Origin of the sequence: Deinococcus yavapaiensis KR-236, assembly GCF_003217515.1 — a bacterium.
Lineage (GTDB): Bacteria > Deinococcota > Deinococci > Deinococcales > Deinococcaceae > Deinococcus_A > Deinococcus_A yavapaiensis.
The window spans coordinates 264,100-281,469 of record NZ_QJSX01000002.1 but is presented as its reverse complement, the minus strand read 5'-3'; the positions used below and the strand labels follow the sequence as shown (position 1 = coordinate 281,469).

20 protein-coding genes are annotated in these 17,370 nt (G+C 61.2%); 6 read left to right on the top strand and 14 right to left on the bottom strand.

Translation table 11 applies throughout. The features are described 5' to 3' along the window. The 11 genes from DES52_RS22495 to pyrE all read right to left on the bottom strand — a co-directional run bounded on the left by DES52_RS22495 (position 1) and on the right by pyrE (position 10,909). Positions 1 to 1,095, bottom strand: coding sequence for a glycosyltransferase family protein (locus DES52_RS22495; RefSeq protein WP_146237180.1), 1,095 nt, complete (start codon positions 1,093 to 1,095; stop codon positions 1 to 3). Between the two features lie 64 nt (positions 1,096 to 1,159). Beyond that, positions 1,160 to 2,152, bottom strand: a complete 993-nt coding sequence (locus DES52_RS03760; RefSeq protein WP_110885435.1) for a glycosyltransferase family 2 protein — start codon at positions 2,150 to 2,152, stop codon at positions 1,160 to 1,162. Further along, positions 2,149 to 3,384: a lipopolysaccharide biosynthesis protein gene (locus DES52_RS03755; protein ID WP_110885434.1), complete on the bottom strand. Its 1,236-nt coding sequence runs from the start codon at positions 3,382 to 3,384 to the stop codon at positions 2,149 to 2,151. Before DES52_RS03755 ends, DES52_RS03760 begins: the two co-directional genes overlap by 4 nt. Then, positions 3,381 to 4,283, bottom strand: coding sequence for an NAD-dependent epimerase/dehydratase family protein (locus DES52_RS03750; protein ID WP_110885433.1), 903 nt, complete (start codon positions 4,281 to 4,283; stop codon positions 3,381 to 3,383). The genes DES52_RS03755 and DES52_RS03750 overlap by 4 nt, the downstream gene beginning before the upstream one ends. Then, positions 4,265 to 4,816, bottom strand: a complete 552-nt coding sequence (gene rfbC / locus DES52_RS03745; RefSeq protein ID WP_110885432.1) for a dTDP-4-dehydrorhamnose 3,5-epimerase — start codon at positions 4,814 to 4,816, stop codon at positions 4,265 to 4,267. Before rfbC ends, DES52_RS03750 begins: the two co-directional genes overlap by 19 nt. A gap of 16 nt (positions 4,817 to 4,832) precedes the next feature. Then, positions 4,833 to 6,203: a lipopolysaccharide biosynthesis protein RfbH gene (gene rfbH, locus DES52_RS03740; protein WP_110885431.1), complete on the bottom strand. Its 1,371-nt coding sequence runs from the start codon at positions 6,201 to 6,203 to the stop codon at positions 4,833 to 4,835. Then, a complete protein-coding gene (locus tag DES52_RS03735; protein ID WP_211317850.1) occupies positions 6,200 to 7,189 on the bottom strand; it encodes a GDP-mannose 4,6-dehydratase in 990 nt (329 codons plus the stop codon). The genes rfbH and DES52_RS03735 overlap by 4 nt, the downstream gene beginning before the upstream one ends. Next, on the bottom strand, positions 7,186 to 7,947 hold the full coding sequence (gene rfbF / locus DES52_RS03730; RefSeq protein WP_281268556.1) for a glucose-1-phosphate cytidylyltransferase: 762 nt from the start codon (positions 7,945 to 7,947) through the stop codon (positions 7,186 to 7,188). Before rfbF ends, DES52_RS03735 begins: the two co-directional genes overlap by 4 nt. A 155-nt stretch (positions 7,948 to 8,102) precedes the next feature. Continuing rightward, positions 8,103 to 9,551, bottom strand: coding sequence for an undecaprenyl-phosphate galactose phosphotransferase WbaP (gene wbaP, locus DES52_RS03725; protein ID WP_245900669.1), 1,449 nt, complete (start codon positions 9,549 to 9,551; stop codon positions 8,103 to 8,105). Between the two features lie 178 nt (positions 9,552 to 9,729). Further along, positions 9,730 to 10,347: a futalosine hydrolase gene (mqnB, locus tag DES52_RS03720; protein WP_110885429.1), complete on the bottom strand. Its 618-nt coding sequence runs from the start codon at positions 10,345 to 10,347 to the stop codon at positions 9,730 to 9,732. A 1-nt stretch (position 10,348) separates the two neighbouring features. Next, positions 10,349 to 10,909, bottom strand: a complete 561-nt coding sequence (pyrE, locus tag DES52_RS03715; protein WP_110885428.1) for an orotate phosphoribosyltransferase — start codon at positions 10,907 to 10,909, stop codon at positions 10,349 to 10,351. A gap of 67 nt (positions 10,910 to 10,976) precedes the next feature. On the opposite strand from pyrE, the gene DES52_RS03710 reads away from it, so the two are divergent. The 3 genes from DES52_RS03710 to DES52_RS03700 all read left to right on the top strand — a co-directional run bounded on the left by DES52_RS03710 (position 10,977) and on the right by DES52_RS03700 (position 13,382). Beyond that, positions 10,977 to 11,924 carry a nitroreductase family protein gene (locus DES52_RS03710; protein WP_110885427.1) on the top strand — a complete coding sequence of 316 codons (948 nt, stop codon included), beginning with the start codon at positions 10,977 to 10,979 and terminating at the stop codon, positions 11,922 to 11,924. Positions 11,925 to 11,994: 70 nt separating this feature from the next. Beyond that, positions 11,995 to 13,053: a glucose-1-phosphate thymidylyltransferase gene (locus tag DES52_RS03705; protein ID WP_110885426.1), complete on the top strand. Its 1,059-nt coding sequence runs from the start codon at positions 11,995 to 11,997 to the stop codon at positions 13,051 to 13,053. 83 nt (positions 13,054 to 13,136) lie between these two features. Next, positions 13,137 to 13,382 (top strand): DdrH, encoded by a 246-nt coding sequence (locus DES52_RS03700; protein ID WP_110885425.1) that lies wholly within the window; start codon positions 13,137 to 13,139, stop codon positions 13,380 to 13,382. Positions 13,383 to 13,451: 69 nt separating this feature from the next. Here DES52_RS03700 and DES52_RS03695 read toward each other — a convergent pair whose 3' ends face one another. The 3 genes from DES52_RS03695 to DES52_RS03685 all read right to left on the bottom strand — a co-directional run bounded on the left by DES52_RS03695 (position 13,452) and on the right by DES52_RS03685 (position 14,963). Beyond that, the gene (locus tag DES52_RS03695; protein WP_110885424.1) at positions 13,452 to 14,240 is read right to left on the bottom strand and encodes a metallophosphoesterase; all 789 of its coding nucleotides are present in this window, start codon (positions 14,238 to 14,240) and stop codon (positions 13,452 to 13,454) included. 31 nt (positions 14,241 to 14,271) lie between these two features. Continuing rightward, positions 14,272 to 14,526, bottom strand: a complete 255-nt coding sequence (locus tag DES52_RS03690) for a hypothetical protein (RefSeq protein ID WP_110885423.1) — start codon at positions 14,524 to 14,526, stop codon at positions 14,272 to 14,274. 158 nt (positions 14,527 to 14,684) lie between these two features. Then, positions 14,685 to 14,963 carry a hypothetical protein gene (locus DES52_RS03685; protein WP_110885422.1) on the bottom strand — a complete coding sequence of 93 codons (279 nt, stop codon included), beginning with the start codon at positions 14,961 to 14,963 and terminating at the stop codon, positions 14,685 to 14,687. Positions 14,964 to 15,020: 57 nt separating this feature from the next. On the opposite strand from DES52_RS03685, the gene DES52_RS03680 reads away from it, so the two are divergent. From DES52_RS03680 to phoU, 3 genes are all read left to right on the top strand, one after another. Then, positions 15,021 to 15,683: an MBL fold metallo-hydrolase gene (locus DES52_RS03680; RefSeq protein WP_110885421.1), complete on the top strand. Its 663-nt coding sequence runs from the start codon at positions 15,021 to 15,023 to the stop codon at positions 15,681 to 15,683. Positions 15,684 to 15,795: 112 nt separating this feature from the next. Then, a complete protein-coding gene (locus tag DES52_RS03675; protein WP_110885532.1) occupies positions 15,796 to 16,491 on the top strand; it encodes a response regulator transcription factor in 696 nt (231 codons plus the stop codon). Between the two features lie 228 nt (positions 16,492 to 16,719). Further along, entirely contained in the window at positions 16,720 to 17,370 is a 651-nt protein-coding gene (phoU, locus tag DES52_RS03665; protein WP_110885419.1) for a phosphate signaling complex protein PhoU, read from the top strand.

Sequence of the window (17,370 nt, the reverse complement as noted above, 5' to 3'; positions counted from 1 at the left end):
TCATCTACTATTGAGCAACTTCAGAATAAGCTTCACCCGACTCCGCCAAGAGTTGAGCCCAAGGAAATGGTGTGCATCCGAAAGTTCGTAATTTGGCCGCACACCACGCTTAAGCAGATCTCGCACAACTTGAGCAAGGGGTTTCTCAAGTGAGTAAAATTCCACGAATGGGCTGAAGCGCTCTATCTCAGGGTAGCTACTGGCAATAATGGGCTTATGAAACGAAACGTATTCGTACAATTTCACTGGGTCTACGCTGGCAATCATCTCATTGACAATAAATGGCATAATAAGGATGTCGTATCGAGCGACAAGTTCAGGAAGTCGCTCGTGCGGCCATACGCCGAGATATTTCACACGTTCATGTTCGATAGTATGTTCCGGTGGTCCCGCGAAGTGGAAGACGAGATTCGGAAACTGCTTAAGCGTATCAAGGATTGAAGGATAGTCGATCCAGTGCGAGACCGTCCCAATGTACAAGAGGCTGCACGATTGGTTAGTCACTTCAGACTTGACATCTTGGCGTCTCGACACCTGCTGTTCTGCAGTCGATATAATTGAGGTGTCAACTCCATTACGAATAAGATGCACGATAAGCTCCGAGCCATAACGCTCGAGCAACTTTGCGCGAAGGTGCTCACTAGAGGCAAACATTAGCTCTGCTTCGTGGACGAGCGCAGCTTCGCTTCGTGCTATTTGACTGCGCGACACCTTGCCCGTTCGCAACAATACATGATCATCCATGACATCATACACACAATACAATTTACTGAGCACAAATTGCGGAATATACTTCTGCATCAAAGGATGCGTTAACCATAACACATCCGGACGCATTGAAATTAAAATATAATAAAGTACAATTGTATTAATTATGGAATCAAGCCAAGCAAAGCCGAAAGCGTACCTCCATGGAACAGGTACAAGCGGAGTGCGCTTCAATGAAGAATTGTTTTTTCCCAAGTGAGGGCGGCGAAAGGAGCGCAAGAATACCACATGCACGTCTGCTTCCTTAGCAAGTTCCTCGGCTAGATATTGGGGACGTTGTTTGATCCAATCCCAATCAATGTGCATTACGTACAAAATCTTCAACATCTCGTTGCACCTCACTACATTCCACTCTTACTCATACAACGCTTTCTGCAATTTACAATGGGCGTCAGAGTACAGATTGTGGATAGACTATCGTACGCATGCGTTTTAAGATTGCCTCTATAGGAGTGGGTATAATGAGGCGAGCAGTCAGAATTACCATGTCCCATATACCTAGAACTGTCAATTTCGACGTGTGCTTCATATATGCCTCGAAGATCGTACGGTTTGGGCGAGGCGAGGAGAGCAACAGGTGCCGAAGCATGTGCGCACGATACACCTCAAGCCATTGCTTTAGCTGTGCACGTTCCAAATCGTCCTGCAACACAGATGCAGCCTCTAGCTCGACTTCTTGAGCTAGCAACTCCATGTCTCGCATCCATAAGTCAATGCTCGAAGAACTGGAGGCGCTGTTATTATGAATACGGTAACAACTCGCAAATGTGGATGTTGACCCTACATTTCTATAACGAAGGGCTAGCTTTAACAGTACAACAGTATCCATCGCCATCTGGCACTGGCTTCCTGAAAAACTCAAGGTGGCCATGAACTTCTCGCGATCATAAAGTGTAGCGCATAAACAAGGATAAAATCGGCCGCTCAAGACGCCGTAGGCAAAGCTCAAGGCATCGAGAGAGCCGTTTGGCGCCGATCGAGTGAACTTGACTTCGTCAGCTTCGTCAATGCCCCGCACTGCACAGAAGGCGAGCGGAGCCTCAAAGGTTTGAGTTAGTGCATCATAAAGGACACGAAGTGCCGACGGCTCGAGAACGTCGTCATCAGACAATACGAGGAAAAAGCGACCACGCGCTAATTTCACAAGCACATCCCAATTTCGTGCCATACCGATATTAGAAGATTGCCGCACCACCTTTAAGCGAGGATGTCCAGCTCCGTTAAGCATCTCTTGGAGAAAGATAGGGGTGTCGTCGGTTGATGCGTTGTCGCTAACGACAACTTCAAAATCCTCAAAATCCTGTGAGAGTGCACTAAGCAACGACTTCTTCAGCAAACCTACACGGTTGTAGGTCGGAATCAGAATACTGATGGTAGGTTTCACGCTCGGCCTCCTTCAAATGATCGCAGTAGAGATCGGTATGCTAGAAACGAATAAGATACCAAGACGAGCACACCGATGCACAGAGACCAGGCGGCACCGACGAGTCCAAAGGTAGGCACCAACACGAGACAGCAGGCGAGTGTGCTGAGAAACGTCAAAGTGTTTGCGACTAGATAAGCGTTGCGCGACCCTGCGTACGCCAAAGCTATCGAAAACGGCGAGTGAAGGGCAATTACGAAATAAACGAGCCCAAAGATGCTAGCAACTTCGCGCGCTTCCCACATCTGCCGACCGCTGATCGCTTCAAGTGTCCAAGGCGCGAGCGAAGCGAATACCACCCCACCGAGCACGCCAATAACGAGCGCAAGGTGCAAAAACGCCCGAACGGTAGTCATGAGATCATGTGCGCGGCCGACCGAGGCGCCGTAGCGAGGCGCGAGAGCATTAGCGATCGCCGCAAGGGGCAATATACCTGCCTGCATGAGCCGGCTTGTCGCCGCGTACTCGCCTAGACTGGCAGTACTCACGTGTGACGTCAACCGCAACGTCAAGAGATCGACGCTGTAGTATCCAAGCAGCACGAACTGGGCGGCGGTCGCAGGCCACCCTACCCGAAACAAATACATCGCTTGCTCACGTGCTCCGCGAAAATCAATCAAAGTTCCCGACGATAGCAAGTGCCCCCGTTGCATCCACGCTGATCCAAGTTGGCCGATCGCCTGAAACAGCGGCAGACACCATAGGGGTGCTCCTGAAACGAGGCTTGCGACGGACGCGACGACATAGAAAAGGGCTGCGGCGCTTTGTGTGCTCGACAAGACCCCTACGCGCTCCTGCGCGAGGGCAAGGAAGTCAAGTTGTAGGGCCGCAGCGAACAAGAGAGGAATGTTGGTGAGGAACAACGCGCGCTCCAAGCCCTCGCTACTCAGGGCAAGCACTAGAAACAGCACCCCGACCACGCATGCGATCGCGAAGCGCAGCCACAAGATCGACGACGTCGTTTCCGCTACCCGGTTGTGGGGTTCGCGCGCGATAAGTGCTGTGCCGGTGATCGACATGGCATATTGCACGAGAATCGCCGACCAGACAAGCAGGCTCTGCGTGAAGGCATAAACACCGTAGTCTTCTTTGCTTGCGAAGCGAACGACGAACGTGAAGACCAAAAGACCGCTGAGGTTGGACAAGCCGGAGCCGAGCAGGAGGGTAGCTGCTTTCTTCAACAAAGGCTTCATTTGTCATGCTCTTCCAGCAAATAGCGCCGCAATCCCTCTGACAAGCTGACCGATGGGTGCCAAACCGGAAGGCGCTCTCCTCCCTGCCACAACTTCATCCGCTCGCGATGACGGTAAGGTCGTGCTCCCCACTCCACCTTCAAGTCCTTGCCAGTGACGCGCCGTACCTCAGCCACTAAGGACTGGACCGTCATGGGAGCGCCGCTGGACACGACGAAGTGATGCCCCGAAGGCAAGGAACCATCGAGAAGACCGTCAGCTGCGAGCACGAACGCTCGAGCGACGTCGTCTGCGTGCACAAGGTCAATTTGCTGCTGGCCGGGCGACATGCGCAGCGTCTCACCCGAGTGTAAGGCGTCGCGCAACAAGCGGAGAAGCTTGCGACGAGCATCGCCTTCACCGTACGTGTCGTACAGTACGAGCGTAGTCGAACGCAAGTCGTAGGCATCCTCATAGTAGCGAACAAGGACGTCGAAGGCTTGCTTGGTAGCCGCGTAAAGGTTGAGCGGGAGAACGTCGCCGTGCTCGTCGAATTGCCAAAAGGAAGCGGCAGTTACGAGCCGTTCTACGTCAGCTTCCCTCATCGCCTCCAGCAGCTGCGCGCCAAACTTTATGTTGGCGTCAACGAGCGCTTCGACTTGTTCGGAAGTGTGCTCGGCGATAAACAGCGTGGCAAGGTGAAACACGATGTCGGGCCGCACAGACTGGAGTAGTGTACGGTGATTGCCGACGGCCAGCCGAATGCCGTCTCGTTCGAGCGCTTGATGCACTTGACCCACGTCTTCGCGCACAAAGGCCCATACATTCCATCCGGACTCCCGTAGCCTTCTTGCGAGCCGCTGCCCAAGAAAGCCAGTAGCACCGGTCACAAGGGCACGCTTCACGAGGGCGCCGTCCATGAAAAAATCGACTTGAGTTCGTCAAGGGGAGCTAAGCAACGATCTCGTGCCGACACGATTGCGTCACGCACAGGCCATTTAAAGTTGATCGAAGTCCACAGAATGCCATCATCATGCGTTGGCGCGTGAACGCTGGTCACCTTGTAGTGCATAGTTGCGTCCTCCAGTGCGAAAAAGCCGTGTGCAAAGCCAATTGGCACGTACAACATCGTCGCCTCGGAAGCGCTTAGCTCCACTCCGTGCGCCTTTCCATACGTCGGAGAGCCCGAGCGCAAGTCCACCACGACGTCAAGTACGCGTCCCGCGCTGCAGTACACGAGTTTGGCATGCTCATGCGGCGGACGCTGAAAGTGCAAGCCCCGCACCACGCCTTTTCGGGAAACAGAGTAAAACTCCTCGGGAAAGTGGGTTGCCAGGCCGTGTGAGGCGAGAGCCTTCTCGACGTACGTTTTCACGAAGCGGCCCCGCTCGTCGGCAACCACCTTGGGCTTCAAAATCCAGCAGCCGGGCAGGGGCGTCGGTATGAATTCCATCAGCCCGAGATTCCCTTCACACGTCCTTCGACGCGCCGAGCGCTTCGGCGATCGAGTCGGCGATGAAGTCGAGGTGCTCGCGCTCCAAAGCAGGATAGATGCCTACCCAGAACGTCGCGTTCATGACGACGTCCGTATTCTCAGTGCCGCCCACGATTCGGTAATTGACGTCCTTGTACGCGGGCTGCTTCGTGAGGTTCCCGGCGAACAGGAGGCGCGTGCCGATCTTGCGCGCTTCCAAGAAGCGCACGAGCTCGTTGCGCGTGATGGACGCGTCGTCGCGCACGGTGATCGGGAAGCCGAACCAGCTGGGTTCGGATCCCGCCGTGGCTTCAGGCAGGATCAAGACGTTCTGCAGCGATTTCAGACGCTCGCGCAGGTACGTGAAGTTTTCGCGTCGCCGCTCGATGAAGTAATCAAGTTTTCGGAGTTGCGCCACGCCGACCGCGGCCTGCATGTCCGTCAGTTTCAAGTTGTAGCCGATGTGGGAGTAGGTGTACTTGTGATCGTAGCCACACGGCAAGTCGCCGAGTTGCCAATCGAAGCGCTTGCCGCACGTGTTGTCCACGCCGGGCTCGCACCAGCAGTCTCGGCCCCAGTCACGAAACGACTCCACGAGCTTCTTGAGAAGCGGCTGATTTGTCAGGACCGCGCCGCCTTCCCCCATCGTCATGTGATGCGCCGGGTAGAAACTGACAGTGGCAAGGTCGCCGAACGTCCCGACTTTCTTGCCTTTGTATTCCGCCCCGACGGCGTCGCACGTATCCTCGATCACCCAGAGGCCATGCCGTTTGGCGACGGCCATGACGGCGTCGAGATCGAAGGGATTGCCGAGCGTATGGGCGATCATGATGGCCTTCGTGCGAGGCGTCACCGCCTCCTCCAGCCGTGTCGGATCGATGTTGTACGTCGGGATGTGAGCGTCGAGGAAGACGGGAACGAGGCCGTTCTGCACGATCGGGTTGACGGTCGTCGGGAAGCCTTCTGCCGCCGTGATGACCTCGTCGCCGGGCTTGAGACGGCGATCGCCGAGTTGAGGCGAAGTGAGCGCGCTCAACGCGACGAGGTTGGCACTACTGCCCGAGTTGACGAGCAGGCAGTGCCGCACGTCCATCCAGCGGGCGAACTCGCGCTCGAACTGCTTCGCGAATCGACCTGTCGTGAGCCAGAAGTCGAGCCCGGCGTCCACGACCAGTTCGACTTCGTCAGCGTCGAATACCTTGCCGCTCACGGGTACGGGCGTGACACCGGGCACGAACTCGCCTTTCGGCCACTTCGCCGCTTGGTATTTGCGGGTGAGCTCCAGGATTTGGCGACGCAGACTCTCGGCGTCGCTCACGGGCGTCTCGGGCGTAGTTTGGGTCTTCGGATCGGGTGTGGTCGTCATGCTGATCGCTCCGCGAGGAATTGTTCATACCAGCGCACCGTGCGCGCCAGGCCTTCATCGAGTTCGTACCGAGGGCGCCAACCCAGCAAGCGCTCGGCTTTTCGAGAGTCCAAGTACTGATGGGGGATTTCCGCTTTCGCCTCGTTGAGGATCACGGGGGGAAGGTCCGGGCGATTCATGACGCGCTGCACCGCACAAATGACGTCGAGGACGCTCAGAGGACGATCAGGGCCGAAGTTGAACACCTCGCCACGCACGTCGGGACGCTCTGCCGACTCGGCCATCAGCAGGTACGAGTCCACGGCGTCCTCGACGTACACGTAATCACGCGTAAGCGTTCCGTCACTGCGCACCACCGGACGTTGCCCTTCGTACAAACTGCGAATCGTTCCCGGTACGATTCGGCTCCAGTTGAGGTCGCCGCCACCGTAGATATTGCCGCACCGAGCGACCACCACGGGGAGATCGTACGTGTGATGGTACGTTTGGGCGAGGAGATCCGTGCAGGACTTCGACACGTCGTAGGGATGTCGACCGTTGACGGGCATCGTCTCGACGTACGGTAAGACGTCGCTTTCCCCATATGCCTTGTCGCTCGACGCGACAAGAACACGCTTCACGAGTTTGGCATGGACGCGGCACGCCTCGAAGAGATTGTAGCTTCCACGAATGTTGGCCTCGAAGGTGGACAGGGGATTGCGTAGGGCCGTACCCACGATCGTCTGCGCCCCGAGATGAAAGACCGTGTCGATCTCGTGCTCGTTGATGGCGCGCTCGACATCCCGGTACTCTTCGAGGCAACCGTTCACGACGCCGACCTTGCGGATGAGGTCGCTGCGCACGAGGTCGCTTTGAGGATCCCAGTCACGCACGAGGACCGTCACGCTCGCCCCCAGATTGACGAGCCGCCGGGTGAGCCAAGAACCGACCAAGCCGGTCGCGCCGGTGACGAGCACACGCTTGCCATTCCAGAAGGCTTGGTTCACCACACCCTCCACGGAGCTCGGCCCGAGTTCCAAAGCTCCTCGAGCAGTTGTCGTTCTCGAAGCGTGTCCATCGGTTGCCAAAAGCCTTCGTGGCGGTAGCCCATCAACTCGCCCTCGCGCGTGATCGCCTCCAGCGGCCCACGCTCCCAGATACTATCGTCGCCGTCGATGTAATCGAGGACGCGGCGGTGGAGTACGAAGAAGCCTCCGTTGATCCACCCTTCGCCCGTCTGAGGTTTCTCGTTGAAATGCGTGACGACGTCGCCCTCCGTTTCGACACCGCCGAACCGCGACGGAGGCCGCACCATCGTGACGGTCGCGAGTTTGCCGTGCCGTTCGTGAAAGGCGAGCAGCGCGCGAATGTCGACGTCGGCCACGCCGTCACCGTACGTCGCCATGAAGGTTTCGTCGTTGCCCAACCACGGGCGCACACGCGCGAGTCGGCCGCCCGTCTGTGTGTTCGCGCCGGTATCCACAAGGTGCACACGCCAATTGGGCTGGTTACCGTCGTGGATGGTGGTCGTGCCGGACTGCAGATCAACGGTGATGTCGTTGTTGATCGCATAGAAGTTCAGGAAGTATTCCTTGATGACTTCTCCCCTGTATCCCAAGGCAATGATGAACTCGTTGATGCCGTGAGCGGCGTAGATGTTCATGATGTGCCATAGCATTGGCTTGCCGCCGACTTCGACCATCGGCTTTGGTCGAATCGAGGTTTCCTCCGCGAGACGGGTACCCAAACCGCCCGCCAAAATCACTGCCTTCAACTGAACTCCTTTGTCGTTTTCCTAGGCATGTCCGTTACGGAAGAATCGCGTCGGCGCTTCCGCTTCACCCGCACTCATGCCTGCAGCTCGACGGATCGACGCCTTTCCCCGGATGCGCGACATGCTGAAACCGCGACGATACCTTATCAGTACGCTCCGCGCCCTTTGAATACCACGTGCACAGTCTGCATCAAGATCACGAGGTCCAGCCACGGCGACCAGTTCGTGATGTAGAAGTTGTCCATGGCCACTCGTTCCTCGTATGTCGTGTCGCTCCGGCCATTCACTTGCCAGTAGCCCGTCATGCCCGGCATGACGCGGCAGTACTCGCCGAAAATGCTTCCGTACTTCGAAGTCTCCGCCTCCACGATGGGCCGAGGCCCCACAAGACTCATCTCGCCGCGCAGCACGTTGAGGAGTTGCGGCAACTCGTCGAGGCTCGTGCGGCGCAGCCAAGTGCCGACGCGCGTGACCCGCGGATCGACGCGCAGCTTGTGAGTCGCTTCGAACTCTTCGCGCAGTTCGGGGTGGACGCGCAGCAAGGCTTGCAGTTTGGCGTCGGCGTCGCGGTGCATCGTTCGAAACTTCAGGCACGCGAATTCCCGCCCGCCTCGTCCGAGACGCCGCGCTCGGTAAACGATGGGGCCGGGACTGTCGAGTGTGATGGCGAGCGCGATGAGCAGCAGGATCGGGCTGATCAGGACACCGCCGACGAACGCCGCGAACAAGTCGATGGTGCGCTTGATGAAGCGCGAGCGCACGCTGCGGAGGTTGTTGCGAATCTCCAGAGCGGCGTTCACGCCGATACTGTGCGGCAGCAGCGCTTGATTCGGCACGCCGGGCAAGTCGGGCGTGACCCAAGTGACAGGGTACTGCTCGTAGATGCTGTTCACGAGAACGCGTTGCACGTCGGCGCGGGCGCCAGGGATGCTGATGATCGCGTGAACGGCTTGCGGACGCTCGACGGCATCTTGAATCGTGCCGACGATGGGCACGCCGTGGAGGGCCGCGCCCACCAAGTCCTCGTTGTCGTCGTAGACAGCGGTGGGATTGAGGCCGTACTGCGGCTGGGCGAGCAGGTGCCGAACGGTGGCGGCGCCTGTCTTTCCCGCGCCGATGATGCTGACGGGGCGGCCGAACCAACCGAAGCGGATGAGAAACGAGCGGGTGAGTGCGCGGGCAGGCAAGCCGAAGAGCAGGATCAGGAGCCACAGAAGGCCAATGCCGAGGCGGCTTTTGTCGAGCGCGTGAACGGCGAAGGTCACGGCGAGTTGCGCCAAGATGGTGTAGAAGGTGGAGACGGTGTGAAGACGTAATTCCGTTTGAGGAGAGCGTCCCAGACCCGGGTACGATCCTTGATAAGCGCGCAGCGCCAGCCACAAGGCGATCCACACCAGCACGTAGGCGCGTGACGGAGGCGTGCTCCCCACCGCGTGTAGGATGGCGAGCGTCGCTTCCCAGCAGCCCCAGGCCACCAAGAAGTCGATTACGGCGAACACCGCTCCTTGGGTCGCGGTGTGCAACGCGGATAACCCGACCTTGCGTTCCGACCCCGCCGGATAAGCGCTCGAAGCCGAGGGAAGGGTGTTTCTCACGTCAGCACATCCACCGAAACCCGCTCAAGCGGTTCGTTCGCAATGACTGGCGCAATTCTCGTGACATGCGGATCCGGTACCTCCGGCGAAGCGCGCTCATCATAACGCCGCGCCTCTTACAAGGACATGTCAGGATAGCGGACGGCCCTTGAGTTGCTTGAGTGGGAAGTAACGAAGCTCAACGGTCGAGCCGGGCGAGCGTGCCTTTCACGGCGTCCAGCGCTTCCGGCAGTCGCCAGGACGAGCGGTCGCGGCGACCCACCATGTTCGACACGCCGCGCACTTCGACCGCCGCTACGCCTGCCAGCAAGGCGGCGTGCGCGACGCCCGCGCCTTCCATGCCCTCGGTGAGGGCGCCGGGAAAGCGCCGTTCGAGGACGAGGGCGATCTCGTCGTCGCCCGTGACGGTTTCGAGGGTGAGCAGAGGCCCGAAGGCAGCGTTCGCGCGGCTCGCCCAGCTCGCCGCGCCTTGCCAAACGGGCAAGCGGTTGTGCATCTCGCCGACGAGCGGGAACCCGAGTTCGGCGAGGTCGAGGAATCGGGCGCCGTCCATCGCGCCGAGCGCGCCGTACACGATTTCGCTCGAAATCGCGACGTCTCCGGGTTGCAAGCCCGAGGAGGGATACGCGCCGCCGATTCCAGTGCTCACCACGAGGTCCGGATGTTCGCGCTCGATCGCACGCATCGTCGCGAGGGCCGCGTTCACGGAACCGATGCCACTGACGTAGAGGGTGAGGTCGAGGTTCGAGAGGCGCCTCGCCTCCAACTCGCTCGCGACGACGACGATCGCGCGCACTTCAGATTTCCTGGAGGGGTCGTTCGGCGAGCCAGGCGGGCACGTCGTCGGGCGCGTACGTCTCAAAGTACAGGTGCGCGAGGCTCAGCAGGGGCAAGCCGCCGAGGGGCGCGGGCGTTTGGCGCCGGTCGACGATGCACGCGACGGCGAGGGGTGTCCCGCCGCGTTTGCGAGCGGCGTCCACGGCCTTGAGAACGCTGCCGCCCGTCGTGACGACGTCCTCCACGGCGAGGAACGGCTCTCCCCGGGCGATGTCGAATGCTTCTCGAACGCGCATGCCTCCCGCGCCGTCCTTCTCGGCGAACAGGGCGCGTACGCCGAGGTGGCGGGCGACTTCGTACGCGAGGGTCACGCCGCCCATGGCCGGCCCGATCACGAACGCGGGCGTGAGGCCCTCGGCACGTACCTTCTCGGCCATCGCGCGGCCGATCCGCTCGGCGAGGTGCGGGTGTTGCAGCACGGTCGTGGACTGCAAGAACATCGGGGAGTGCCGTCCGGACGCGAGCAGGAAGCGTCCTTCGTGAAGCGCTCCGGCCGAGCGGTAAAGGTCGAGGACATCCATGAAGTCACCATAGCGACCGCGCGCACGCGCGCCAAGAGGACGTCGGGAAGTTCGTACACTGAACGGCGTGAATCCTGACGACGTGAAAGCGTTCTTCGACGCGCACTGGACGGTGCGCGCCTTCCAGCCTGTCGCCATGCCCGCCGAGCACTTGGACGTCCTGCTGCACGCCGCGCAGCGAGCGCCGACGGACGCGACGGCGCAAATGTACAGCTTCGTTCGGCTCGTCGACTCGGCGCTGCGAGGAAAGATCGCCGAGCTCACGCACAATCCGCATTTCGCCACGGCGAGTGAAGCGCTCGTGGTTTGCGCGGACGTGCATCGTCTGCGCCTCTTGTTGGAGCGAGGTGACTTCACGTACGGCTCGTGGTCGGCGGCAAGCGTGCACTTCGCCATCGGGGACGCGGTGCTGGCGGGGCAGAACCTTTTGACGGCGGCGGAGATGCTGGGCTACCGAGGATGCTGGATCGGCGGGGTGTTGAGCGCCTTGCCCGAAATCGTGGACTTGCTGCGCTTGCCGAGCGGCGTGGTCCCGTTCTCGGGTCTCGTGGTAGGCGTGCCCGCCGAGGCTCCGAGGACACGTCCGCGTGTGGCACGCGACCTCGTCGTGCATCAGGACGCGTACCGCGAACCGAGCCCCGAGGAGCTTGACGGCGCCCTCGCGGACATGGCCTCCATCACGGCGCGCGGCAATTGGGCGCAGAGCCTGGCGCGGTACTTCGCGTCGGACGGCACGATGGAAGCGCGAGAAGTGCTGCTTCGCCGCGTGCTGCTTCGGCAAGGCTTCGATCACGTTCGTCTCCCCGGGGAAGTGGCGAGCGATCCTCTCACCGAGTCGCTCGACGCGTTGTTCGAGGCGGCGGAACGGGCGGGCTTTTCGGACGTGCGCGTGCGGCGGCGCGGCGGCGGATTCGAAGCGTGGCTGGACCGTGTGGAGGTCGCGCACCGTGGTGACGGCTCCTCGCCGAGCGAAGCGCTTCGCTCGGCGATCGCCGACGCCGAAAGATCGGCTTAAGGAAGCGCCTTCCGAACGGACGTTACACTGGGGTTCACATGAACGCACTCATTTACCAGGAGTTTCAACCATGAAAGGTGTCATTCCTGCCGCCGGCCTCGGTACGAGGCTGCGGCCCCTCACGTACACGCGTCCCAAGCCGGTCCTGCCCGTGGCGGGCAAACCGATCATCGTGCACGCCATCGACAACCTCGTCGCTGCCGGCGTGACCGACATCGGCATCGTGGTGTCCGACTTGACGCACGAAGCGATCGAGAGCGTCGTGGGGCAATCGTCGGCGTCGAGCATCACCTACATCTGGCAGCGTGAGACGCTCGGGCTCGGGCACGCCGTGAAGATGGCGCGCGACTGGCTCGGCGACGACGATTTTTGCGTGTATCTCGGCGACAATCTGTTCGAATTCGGCGTGTCCGAGTACATCCAGGCGTTTGAGTCGAGCCGTCCGGACGCGGTGATCGCGCTCGTGGAAGTCGAGAATCCAACGGCGTTCGGGGTAGCGCAGATGGAAGGCGACCGTATCGTGCGTCTCGTCGAGAAGCCGAAGAATCCGCCGAGCAACTTGGCCGTGGCGGGCGTGTACTGCTTCACGAACAAGATCTTGCGGATTTTGGAGGACCTCGCGCCGAGTGCGCGCGGCGAGTACGAAATCACGGACGCCATCCAAGGGCTCATCGAGGCCGGCGGGCCGGTGCTCGGTCACCGGGTGAGCGGGTGGTGGAAGGACACCGGCAAGCCGTTCGACCTCATCGATGCGAACCGCTTGCTTCTGGAGGCGTTGGAGCCGCAGGTGGACGGCGAGGTGGTGAATTCGCGCATTTCCGGCCGCGTGGTGATCGGCGCGGGCAGCGTCGTACGTGACAGCATCATCGTGGGTCCCGCCTTGATCGGCGAGAACGTCGTGATCGAGAACGCGTACGTGGGGCCGTTCACGTCGATCGGGTCGAAGTCCGTGATTCGCGCGGCAGAAGTCGAGTGCAGCGTGATCGACGAGTCCGTGACGATCGATTCGGTGGACACGCGTTTGCAAGAGTGCCTGATCGGCTTGCGAGCGAGCGTGCGCGGCGGGAAGCGCGTGCCGAGGACGCTGGGGCTCACGTTATCGGACGCCTCGATCGTAGAGCTCACGTGATCTGCGTATAGGCGTCACTTCATCGAACGAAGTGATGTCGGTTAAGTGACATTGCTTGAGTGCCTTCGTGTTAAGATGAGGGCATGTCGAATCCGTACGCCGAATGGTTCGAGCGGTTGCGCGCCGAGTACGGCGAACAACTGAGCGCCATGCCGCTGCCCGAAGGGCTTCCCGAGCACTTGCGCGACCTGATCACGCGCGGCGACGACGAGGCGATCTTGTTCATGCTGAAGTTGGCGTGGCAGTTCGGGGCGCAAGCCGGATACGCCGCCGCTCAACATCAAGAACAGCAAGTCGTCAAACCTCGCCGCAGCACCGTGCAAGCCTGAATCGCATGTAAGTTCCGAGCGACCCCGCGCGGGGTCGCTTTCGTTGTAGCGTTCTTGTTCTTCCTCGCGTCAACCAACGTCGATCGTGCGCGCCGTCAACGCGACCCCGAGAGAAGCCAAGCGCGACGCCATCTTCGCGTCGCCGCGCCCTTGCACCACGATCACGTCGGACGGATCGGGCGCGTCGAGGCGCACGAGGCACAAACGGCCCGTCGTGACCGCGCCGAGGTCGGTGTACACCTGGTCACCGAGGCGCGCGGCGACGCGAAGCGGCGTGTGGCCGTGCACGCTCCAGCGAACGCCCTCGGGCAGCGCGAATGGACCTTGGTGCGGGCGCAACCACAACGCCGCCGTGAACGGGTCGGGAAAGTCGGGATGCTCTTTGGGAGGCGTGGCGTGGACCGCGAGGACGCATTCACCCGACGGCTCGGCCGACACCCGACCGTCCTCGTTCACGAAGGCGAGCGGCAAGAGGCGCGACAAGTACTCCACGAGCTCGGGAGGAAACGTCTCGACGCTGAAGAAGCCCGCCTCCTTGCGCAAGGCGTTGCCTCCGTTCTCCATCCACCACGAGAAGCGCGCCATGGCGACCTTGTACGCGTTCAAGTCGCGGGTTTGTTGGTAGCGGCGGTAGTGACGCAAACCGCTTTCCGCCATCGCCTCGTGGTTGCCGCGGAGCAGAGTCACGGTGCCCGCCTCGTGCAGTTCCAGCAAGCGCCGCACGAGCGCGAGTCCGTGCGGCCCGCGGTCGATCACATCTCCGAGAATGAGAAGGTGCGCGTCGGGCAAGGTACGCAAAGCCGCCTCGAACAAATCGAGGCGACCGTGCAGATCGGCGACGGAGTAGACGGAAGGCATCGAAGCGACAGTCTAGCGCCGCGCGGCCACCTCACTCGATTTCATCGTGGAAGTCCAGCAAGGTTTGCTTGTTGCGCTCGCGAACGAAGCGCGCGGCGCGCTCGTCGGCCACGAAGCGTAACGCGCCCGCGCCCGCTTCCACGCGAAAGCCCATACCCGCGTCGATGTCCTCGCCGAGCCACGCGGCGGGCAGTTCCGTGCGCAAGCCCGAAGCGAGCTCGACTTCCGCGATGTCACCCTCCACGCTTTCGATCACCAAGTAGTCCGTGCGGCCGTTCGAAGTCATGAAGGAAGGATAGCCAAAAATAAAATGCCGCCCGACGGCGGCCGATGAATCACAATGTTCGAGCAATAAAGGATGCTTGAAAAATAAGTTGGTCGGAAAGAAGCATCGATGGCTTTATCAATCCTCATTGATGGTACGGGCTGACGGCTTCGGGAACCTCAGGAGCGGCTTAAGGGTTCTTCACCGTTTTCTCCGAGTGCCGTAGCGCCTCGCTCGAGCGCCGTCACGCGCACCTCCAAGTCTTCGACACGGCGAACGAGGGCGGCGAGCAGCAAAGCGTAATGGTCGTACAGCTTCGGGCGCTCCATGCGCAACTCGCCGTTCAGCCAGCCTTCCAGCAACTCGCGGGCCCGCGCGAGCACCTCGTCGTCGGTGAGATCGCGGTGCGAGCGGCCCGCCAGGATCGTCTTGCCGAAGTTGATTTCTCGGTCGCTCATCTCGGCAGGGTAACGCGCGCCGAGTCGGCGCTCGGGAACCTCGCGTACACTGCCTTCATGACTGGCTTTTCACACGCTTCGACGACCGCGCGCCACGGAGGAGTCACGGTCGAGTGGATCGTCACGGGCCCCGTGCAGGAAAACGTCGTGCTGGTGTACGACGACGAAAAGCGTGGCTTTCTGATCGACCCCGGCGACGAGGCGAGCAAGATCCGCGCGCGTCTGCAAGCCCTGGAATTCCAACCGAGCGCGATTCTGCTCACCCACGCCCATTTCGATCACGTCGGCGCCGTGGAGGCCCTGCGCGGCATCCTCGAAGTGCCCGTCTTGGCACACGCCGACGGATTGGAGTTGTACCGCGCGGCGGCCAGCAGCGCCGCCCGTTTCGGCCTCAGCATGACGCAACCTTCCGATCCCGACGGGGAACTGCGCGAAGGTGAGGCGCTCGCCGCAGGCGACGTGAAGCTCAGGGTGCGTTCCTTGCCGGGACACGCTCCGGGCCACGTCGTCTTCGTCGGCGATGGGTTCGTCGTGGCAGGCGACACGCTCTTTCGCGGGTCGATCGGCCGCACGGACTTGCCGGGCGGCGACCACGCCTTGCTTCTGAAAGGCATCGAGCGTCAGCTCTTCTCCTTGCCGGACGAGACGCGCGTCTACCCGGGCCACGGCCCGTCCACGACGGTCGGTGTGGAAAAGCGAAGCAATCCGTACTTGCAGTGAGCGCGACCGTGCGACGAGGCCATGACACTTTCCTGACCTTCCCCTGAAGAATAAGGAGCGTGTGGACGGCCAACCTACGACCAGCAAGGCGCGCGTGCGCCCGGAACGTCTCGTGAGTCACGTTGTCGTGGTGGAGGACGAGTCGACGGTGCGTGACGTGCTGCGTTTTCACTTGCAGCGGGCCGGCTTGCGCGTCTCGTCCTTCGAGTCGGCGAGCGCGGCCTTGCCCGCTCTCGAAGCCGCCGACGCGCTCGTCCTCGACTGGATGCTGCCCGGTGAAAGCGGATTGAGCTTTTTGCGCCGCTTGCGCTCCGACGCCGACTTCAAACGTCTGCCCGTCTTGATGCTAACCGCGCGAGCGGCGGAAACCGAGCGGGTCGAAGGGTTGGAGAGCGGCGCGGACGATTACCTCACGAAGCCGTTCAGCGCGGCGGAGCTCGTCGCTCGGGTGCGGGCCTTGCTACGCCGCAGCGCGCCCGACACGCCGCAAGTCCTGACGAACGGCCCTTTGATGATCGACCTCGGGGCGGCGGAAGCGAGGGTGCGCGGACAACGGCTCTCCCTCACGAGGCGCGAATTCGACTTGTTGGCGTTCTTCGCGAACAACATCGGCCGTGTGTACGGCCGTACGGAGCTGCTCAACAAGGTGTGGGGAGCTGACTTCCTGGGTGGCGAGCGCACGGTGGATCAGCACGTGACGCAACTGCGCGCGCGCCTCGGCGAAGACCCGTCGTCTCCGCGCTTCTTGGAGACGGTGCGCGGCAAAGGGTACCGGATGCGCGCTTGGCAAGGCGGTTCGACGTCATGACCTACGAAATGGACAGCGAGCCTTTGCCGAACGCGTTTCGAAGCAACTGGATCGGCGCGGTGCTGCGACGCGCCCCCTCGTGGAAAGCCGAGCGGTCGCGCGTGCCCGTCGCGCCGAGAGGACGGCCCCGCCTCGTGCTTCACCGTTCGGGGCGCGTGAAGTTCCAGCCCAGTGTTCGTGTGCGCGCCGCGCACTTGCCCTATGCTCTCAGGAAGGATTTCTTTTCTTATGCGTGAAGCTCTCGAACACGAACTGCGTGTGATTCTCGACGGCGCGCTCGACATGCTGAGCCTCGTCGAGCGAATGCTCGGCCTCGCCCGCGCTGCCCTCGTCGACCGCGACTCGGCCGCCCTCGAATCGGCGCGCGCCCTCGACTTGCAAGTCGACGCGCTCGAACACCGCATCGAGGCGGAGTGTCTGCGCACCATCGCCTTGCACCAACCGGTCGCGACCGACTTGCGCCTCATCGCCTTGATCCTCAAGAGCCTCACCGACATCGAGCGCATGGGCGATTACTGCGTGCACGTCGCCGAGGACGGCGCGGAACTCTCGAATTCCGAAGCGTTCAAGAAGCACGTGGCGCTCGGCCGCATGCTCGAACGGCTCGAGGAAATGGTCGCGCATCTCAAGAAGGCGGTCGGAGGGCGCGACGTGGAGCTTGCTCGCCAAACGCTGCGCATGGACGACGAGGTCGACGACTTGTACGAAAGCGTGCAGCGTGAACTCGTGACGTACATGCTCGAAGATCCGCGCACGATCGGCAAGGCCCTCGTCCTCATGCGGGTGGGGCGCAGCCTCGAACGCGTCGGCGATCATATCGAGAACGTCGCCGAGCGCGTCGAGTACTGGGTGACGGGCCAGCGGATGGCCGCTTCTTAA

Bases quoted from the DNA above. Each gene is read 5' to 3' on its own strand.
- DES52_RS03750 (WP_110885433.1), bottom strand. From the start codon at position 4,283: ATGGACGGCGCCCTCGTGAAGCGTGCCCTTGTGACCGGTGCTACTGGC.
- DES52_RS03690 (WP_110885423.1), bottom strand. From the start codon at position 14,526: ATGACTTCGAACGGCCGCACGGACTACTTGGTGATCGAAAGCGTGGAG.
- phoU (WP_110885419.1), top strand. From the start codon at position 16,720: ATGCGTGAAGCTCTCGAACACGAACTGCGTGTGATTCTCGACGGCGCG.
- pyrE (WP_110885428.1), bottom strand. From the start codon at position 10,909: ATGGATGTCCTCGACCTTTACCGCTCGGCCGGAGCGCTTCACGAAGGA.
- rfbH (WP_110885431.1), bottom strand. From the start codon at position 6,203: ATGACGACCACACCCGATCCGAAGACCCAAACTACGCCCGAGACGCCC.
- DES52_RS03680 (WP_110885421.1), top strand. From the start codon at position 15,021: ATGACTGGCTTTTCACACGCTTCGACGACCGCGCGCCACGGAGGAGTC.
- rfbC (WP_110885432.1), bottom strand. From the start codon at position 4,816: ATGGAATTCATACCGACGCCCCTGCCCGGCTGCTGGATTTTGAAGCCC.
- DES52_RS03755 (WP_110885434.1), bottom strand. From the start codon at position 3,384: ATGAAGCCTTTGTTGAAGAAAGCAGCTACCCTCCTGCTCGGCTCCGGC.
- DES52_RS03685 (WP_110885422.1), bottom strand. From the start codon at position 14,963: ATGAGCGACCGAGAAATCAACTTCGGCAAGACGATCCTGGCGGGCCGC.
- DES52_RS03705 (WP_110885426.1), top strand. From the start codon at position 11,995: ATGAAAGGTGTCATTCCTGCCGCCGGCCTCGGTACGAGGCTGCGGCCC.
- DES52_RS03700 (WP_110885425.1), top strand. From the start codon at position 13,137: ATGTCGAATCCGTACGCCGAATGGTTCGAGCGGTTGCGCGCCGAGTAC.
- DES52_RS03695 (WP_110885424.1), bottom strand. From the start codon at position 14,240: ATGCCTTCCGTCTACTCCGTCGCCGATCTGCACGGTCGCCTCGATTTG.
- DES52_RS22495 (WP_146237180.1), bottom strand. From the start codon at position 1,095: ATGTTGAAGATTTTGTACGTAATGCACATTGATTGGGATTGGATCAAA.